Below are 6,651 nucleotides of genomic sequence, written 5' to 3' on the forward strand. Positions count from 1 at the left end.
ACAACTAGCTTACTTACCCTTATCCCGACTCTATTTCCCCTAAGAAACGAACTTAGAGCCAAACAACTTGCGATCGCTCGTGCAGCACGCGCCCATAGACTGCTTCTGTTTGCAGTGCCAGCTTGTACCAATCAAAGCGATGTTTCAAATCTGCATAAGCGTTATCTACTAGCCATTGTGCGTAACCAGGATGCCGCAGAACTTCTAAAATGCCCCAGGCAAGTGAATCAGGATTGTTTGTCCAGGTGACAATGCCTGTTTTTGTATGGCGCACCACTTCTGGTAAGCCGCCTGTATCAGAAACAACCACAGGAACGCGAGCAGCAAAGCTTTCTAGCGCCACAATACCAAACGGTTCGTACAGGCTAGGAAACACGGCGCAGTCAGCCACAGTTTGAAACTTATCCAGGTCAGCGTCAGACATAAAGCCTGTGAAATAGCACTGGTTCCAAATGCCCAACTCCCAGGCTTGGCGCTTCAGGTACTCGGTATTGCCACCGCCAATCAGCACAAATTTCACCGCCTGCCCGATCGCTTGCAGCACCTTAGGCGCGGCATCAAGCAGCACCGAGACTCCTTTCTCGTAGGTCATACGACCCACATAGTACGTAATTTTCTCTTCGTCAGCTGCAAAGCGTCGGCGAAACGTCCAGTAATCAAAGTCTGGATTACGCTGCTTTTTTTCGGGACGAATGCCGTTGTAGACGACATCAATTTTGTCCCAAGGTGCTTCCAGGGTGCGCTCAACCTCCAACCGCATATAGTTAGTACAAACAATGACACGCCAAGCATTATGGACAAGCTGTCGCTCTTTCGTATGGACATAACGCTGGACATCGGTGTAAATGCCATTATGGCGACCAGATTCAGTCGCATGAATAGTTGCAACGAGAGGGATTTTGAAGGTGTGCTTGAGGGCGATCGCGGCATCGCTCACCAGCCAATCGTGGGCATGAATCAAATCGAACGGTCCCTCTTCCAGCAATAGTTTTCCACCGTGCTGTCCGAGGCTGTCATTCATATTGCAAACCCAGTGGAGAAAATCAGCGCTATCGCCAACCCTAACGCGATGGATCGATACGCCATCGACCACTTCATAGTGAGGCGCTTGCCCAAACTCAACGGTGATCAGGTGAATCTCGTGCCCCTGTTTGGCAATTTCAGGGTATAGCTCTGCTACGTGTCGAGCGATTCCACCCACAATACGAGGCGGGAATTCCCAAGCCAGTACCAGAATCTTCATCGGCGCTTATCTCGACAGTGAGATTAGTTTAACTTTACACAGCCCTTTCCATTAGCCTAGCTTAGGCAGCACAGCTATTTTGCGTAACTTAGTCGTAAAAGTTACCGTAATCTAGTAGGATGCACTACGGCAAGGAACTGTGATGGCGAGGAGTCGTCTTGATGCAATGATGGAGGTAAGAGGCCAAAGTAATGACTCAGACAACAACTCCAGTCCTTTTTCCTCCGTTCCTCCTGGCAAGCGATGGTTCGCCTAGCGCTCAGGTCGCTCAAAAACTGTTGGCTGCGATCGCCCAAACTCTTCAGGCGCAGCAGAATGGCAATGGGCGATCGCTAGTGACGGTGCTGACAGTAGAGCCACGTCGCTCCAGTCGCTCTAAACGGTTACCCACCAAGCAAGCGCCTGTTGCTAGCCAGGCAACCGAGTCTACACCAGTTGCGCCTGCTGCTGACGCTTCTTCAGAGATGCTCGTGGAGCTTACTGCACTTCCTAGTAGCGATGAGCTGGCGACAACTCTGCGCCCACACTTTCCAGTAGATGTGCCGATCGCCGTTCAGGTAAAGCAAGGTCGTCCCGCGATCGAGATTTTGCGTTGTGCCCGTACGATCCAGGCAGGTTTGATTGGTGTTGGGTCGCGGGGTCCAAGCAACCGCCTGGGACGATTAATGGGCAGTGTTTCTGTGATTATTGCTCGCTATGCACCCTGTAGCGTTTTAGTGGCTCGTGGTGCTGCATCCATAGCAGAGCCAAGCCTGCATCACCTTTTGCTGGTTGTCAATGACTCTTCTACCACCCAACAGGCGATCGCTACCGCTCATCAGCTTTTGCCAGCAGGTGTACAGCAAATTACGATCCTCTACGCCCAACCACCGCTGAATGCTGACTATTTGTTTGGACCCTTTGCCACGCCGACCCCAAGCTGGCAGCTAAACCAATCGCTACAAGAGGCACAGAGAGAGCAGAGTGAGCAAGTGCTGGCACACGCAAAGGATGCACTGAACCGCCCAGGCGTCACCGTTCATACGCTGCGGCAAACGGGCGATCCGGGACCGCTAATCTGCCAAATTGCCCAACAGCGGCAGGTAGATTTGATTGTGTTGGGCGGTAATGCGACACGACGCTGGCTCCGTTTTCCTGCTGGCGAAGCGCTCTTGACATTACAGTCGTTCCGGCGATCGAAACCAGACGAGCCAAAACCAGATAGCTTAAAGCCAGAAGACAAGTTACTGGTCAAGCCACCGCCCGCGTTGCGAAATACACGCCTTAGCGCTACTGAAGACTACACGCTGCACCATGCTCCCTGTCCTGTCTTGCTCTGCCGGACAACAGCCGTTGCTGCTAACTAAAGCAACGTTTCAAGCGTCAGGCAAAGATAGGGCAATAACCAATGCAGCCATCTACAAGTAATTACCTGCCTAGAATGTATGGCTTTTTAATTTGCATTGGTGTAATTTTCGGTTAAAGTACCTTTTTTGATCCTGGTTCTCTTTTTAGAAAGGTGTGAATAACAGTGATAACGATCGATCGTTTGTTGCCTTACTGGACTATTTGAAGCGATCGCAGGGCTTTGATTTTTCGGGCTACAAGCGATCGAGCTTGCAGCGGCGCGTTCAAAAACAGATGAACGTTAGAGGCATTGCCACGTTGGAGGACTATACAACCTACCTGGAAACGCATCCAGACGAGTTTGCTAGCCTTCTCAGTACTATTTTGATCAACGTCACTGGTTTTTTTAGGGATGCGGCTGCATGGAGCTATTTGCAAGAGCAAGTGCTGCCCTCACTACTAGCGTTAAAGTCTGCCGATACACCCATTCGCGTGTGGAGTGCTGGCTGTGCGTCAGGAGAAGAAGCCTATACGCTAGTCATGCTCCTTACTGAAATACTGGGAGCAAGTGCGTTTCGGCAGCGTGTCAAAATTTACGCCACCGATGTGGATGAAGCGGCATTGCATCAGGCTCGTCATGCCAGCTACAGCCTCCAAGCTCTGCAAGCTGTGTCGCTAGAGTTAAGGAACCGCTATTTTGAGCCGATCGGCGATCGCTTTACCTTTCGGGCAGACTTGCGCCGTGTAGTAATCTTTGGTCGTCATAATTTGGTACAGGATGCCCCCATCTCGCGGCTAGATTTGCTGGTTTGCCGCAATACCCTGATGTATTTCAACGCCGAAATGCAAGCGCGCATTCTGTCACGGCTACATTTCGCACTCAGCAACACAGGTATTTTGTTTTTGGGCAAGGCAGAAATGCTGCTGACCCATACCGCTCTGTTTACGCCCATTAACCGATCGCATCGCCTCTTTGCCAAAGTGCCTAAGGTTCACGTGCGCGATCGGCTGAATCAAAACCAATTGGCAGAATCTAGAGCGCCTGATTCCCATTCTGCTGTTAACCATTTATAGACGTTGGCATGCAACGGAGCGCCTGTCTCACAGGACATCACAGATCTTTGATCACTTACTCTCTAATGCTCTGACTAATGCTCTGAAATACTTGCTACCCAAGACCTTCACCCCTTTACCTCTTCACCTCTCTCCCCTTCCCCTGCTTTCCTCTTCGCCCTTTCCTTCTTCACCCCTTCCCTCACCGTCGCCCTTGCAGCCAGTATTCCAAGCTTGCTAAAAGCCAGAGCTTGACGCCATAGCGTCCCCACGTGTCGCCCTCGTAATCTAGCCAGTTGCGGATTAACGCTTGATTGAGGTAAGGGGCGATTGCTGCCTGACGACTGAGCAACAGCGATCGGGCTTGCCGCTGCCAATGTTCTCGAAAGCCAAGTTGCACTGGCACCATCATGCCGCTCTTGGGACGTTGAATAATGGCGTCTGGCAGCAAATCGGCAACGGCTTGTTTCAGCACAGCTTTTTCGTAAACGCCTGAGAGCTTGTAAGCCGGTGGAATAGTCATGCTCAGGTCGATTACACGTGGGTCAAAGAGGGGCGATCGCCCGTAAACACCAGCAGCATGCATCAGGTTATGTACTTTGGTTAAAATCTGGTCGGCACCCTTGAACTGAATATTGAGCGCCATCAGTCGATTCAGGTAGCGATCGTTTGAATGCAACGTTGCCTCAAAGACAGAAGCTTCCGATCGCACGGCTGACCAAACATCGTGCTTAAGCAGTTGCGGTAAATCCGTCGCGCATTTTTGAAACGAGGTCAAATACGCTTGCAGTGACTCCTGTTGCGTCGTGCTGTTCGGGTTGTGATTGGGGGACTTGTGATCGATTGTGTACTTACTAAGAGCGTTGCTATAAAGAGCATTAATAAGCATCGGCTGATTTTTGGGACCGCCGAAGCACGGATCGCCACCTTCTCCATTCAGCACTGTGTGCACTGAACCTGCTGCCAGCCGACCCAGCAGTAAGTTCGGCACCGTGAGCGGATCACCGATCGGGTCATCCAGCGCTGCCATTGTTTCAGGCAAGTAAGCCCACAGCTCCTTAAAGGTAATTTCTAACACATGGTGCTGAGTCTGACAGTGCTGAGCAACCAGGCTAGAAAACTCCAGCTCGTTAGGGCAAGCCGCACCAAAATGAATGGAGTAGGTGTGCAGCGGTGCATCATGAAATTCTGCTGCTAGGGCGGTGATGCAGCTAGAATCCAACCCACCAGACAGAAAAGCACCCACAGGCTCTCCGGATGGCAGATACTCCTGCACCACTTGCTCAAGCAAGGCACGGAGGCGATTGCCATGCCATTCTAAAGATTGATCGAGATGAGTAATCTGTTCCTGTAGCTGCCAATATGCTGTTATGTCGCCATTAGGCAATTGCAGAGTTGTGCCAGGACGCAGTTCTCGTATCTGTTGCCATAGGGTACGTGCACCAGGCACAAAGGCACAGCACAAATAATCGCGCAACGCCACCAAATCGAGATCACTAGAGCAGTAGGGCGCGATCGCACTGAATTGAGGCGCGATCCAACGGATTGCACCGTCTATTGTGTAGTACAGGGTATTAATGCCAGCCCGATCGCGCCCCAGGTAAAGCTGCTGTTGTTCGCGATCCCAGACTGCTAGCGCAAATGCTCCGGTCAGTTTTTCCCAGGTGGCTGTGCCGTATTGCTCCCACAGTTGGGCGACTAGCAAGCGATCGTCACTGGGTTGTGATTGCTTCTCTACAAGAGGGGACGCAATGCCTAATCGCTGCATCAGCGTCAGACGATCGGGCAACCAAACATCCCCCATGACCACAAAGCGCTGGCTCTCGCTGATCGTAACAGGGGCATTGCTATCAGCAAAAAACATGAGAGCAAGCCGCTCATCCTGCCAAACAATCGGCTGCGCGATCGCACCAATGACCCTATCCACTGCACCGTATGCCAGTTGCCATCGAGAAGGCAATGTGGCTGGCTGCGATCGCTGTGGCAACCAGCGCTTCCACCATTGTTCAGAACGTTTCACAACCGCTTACAACGTGCAATAGAGCGATCTTAAAGGAGTTGGGATCATAACTGCTCAATAGTCAGTTAGTCTCCATCCATCAGCACGGGTTAAAAAGTTCATCGATGCTAACCACGGTTAAACACTGGCTCCTGGAAGTCGATCGTGTCTAACCATCCCCCGTTTTTTAGATCGCTACACTAACTAGCACGCTTTGATTCTGGTACTTTCGAGCATCAATCCTTGCGGCTGTTGGACTTTTGGATATCCCGCGCCATCGTCCGAAACATATCCAGGTTGGTGTCGTTGCGGCGACGCTCTTTGGGGTCTTTAACCTTGGGTACACTGTCAGCCTTCGGTGCTGTCCAGCCACTGACGGGTGTTTTCTGCGGCGCAAAAGTCGCCTGCTGCGATGATATCAGACCTGCTTGAATGCTTTTTGCAGCAATCTCTTGTCCTTTCTGCGCCAGCGATCGCTGCAAAGAAGACACGAGCGTGGTTGACTTTGGCACCTCACCATTGAGGGTCTTGGGAAACGATCGCTTAATTTCCCGCGCTGCTTGCATATAGTCAAGGTCGCCTAAAGTTCTGGCATCACCAGAGTCGAGGTAAAAAGCTTGGGGTCTTGGCTTGGGCTGTTTTGGCGCAGCTTCTGGTGGTGGAGTCGATTCTGTCTCCGCCGTTTGCTTGGCTCCAAAGAGACCTTTAATGAATCCAACCATGATGGCGTCGTCCTGATTCTGTAACTTTATGTAAAGTATTATAAGTATTTATGATTGATCCTTGCAACGCTTCTGGGAAAAGGATTCACGCCAACAAGAAGCGATCAGCGATTGGTAACATCAACTCACTTTAGACACTCTACAAACTACGATCCCTCTGCCCACTACCCCTTGATAAAAGGGATTGAGAAAGTATTTGTAAATGCTGGTTAAGCAGGTTTCAAGTTCCTCGTTCGTCGGTTGTTTGTTAACCGCCTCAGCATCAACCGAATCATGACCACATAAACCATGCCTTCATGATTTTCAGG

General features: G+C 51.0%; 5 protein-coding genes. 2 read left to right on the forward strand and 3 right to left on the reverse strand.

Annotation, left to right across the window (positions count from 1 at the left end; translation table 11 throughout):
- Positions 1-52: 52 nt before the first annotated feature.
- Positions 53-1,243 (reverse strand): glycosyltransferase family 4 protein, encoded by a 1,191-nt coding sequence (locus tag H6F86_RS18630; RefSeq protein WP_190450229.1) that lies wholly within the window; start codon positions 1,241-1,243, stop codon positions 53-55.
- A 191-nt stretch (positions 1,244-1,434) separates the two neighbouring features.
- Here H6F86_RS18630 and H6F86_RS18635 point away from each other — a divergent pair, with 191 nt between their 5' ends.
- Positions 1,435-2,589 (forward strand): universal stress protein, encoded by a 1,155-nt coding sequence (locus H6F86_RS18635; protein WP_190450230.1) that lies wholly within the window; start codon positions 1,435-1,437, stop codon positions 2,587-2,589.
- Between the two features lie 154 nt (positions 2,590-2,743).
- Positions 2,744-3,643 carry a protein-glutamate O-methyltransferase CheR gene (locus H6F86_RS18640; RefSeq protein ID WP_190450231.1) on the forward strand — a complete coding sequence of 300 codons (900 nt, stop codon included), beginning with the start codon at positions 2,744-2,746 and terminating at the stop codon, positions 3,641-3,643.
- 181 nt (positions 3,644-3,824) lie between these two features.
- Here H6F86_RS18640 and H6F86_RS18645 read toward each other — a convergent pair whose 3' ends face one another.
- Positions 3,825-5,642, reverse strand: coding sequence for an asparagine synthase-related protein (locus tag H6F86_RS18645; RefSeq protein WP_347240671.1), 1,818 nt, complete (start codon positions 5,640-5,642; stop codon positions 3,825-3,827).
- A gap of 215 nt (positions 5,643-5,857) precedes the next feature.
- A complete protein-coding gene (locus H6F86_RS18650) occupies positions 5,858-6,343 on the reverse strand; it encodes a hypothetical protein (RefSeq protein WP_190450232.1) in 486 nt (161 codons plus the stop codon).
- Between the last annotated feature and the right edge of the window lie 308 nt (positions 6,344-6,651).

It is taken from the genome of Phormidium sp. FACHB-592, assembly GCF_014695795.1.
Taxonomy (GTDB): Bacteria; Cyanobacteriota; Cyanobacteriia; order Leptolyngbyales; family Leptolyngbyaceae; genus Stenomitos.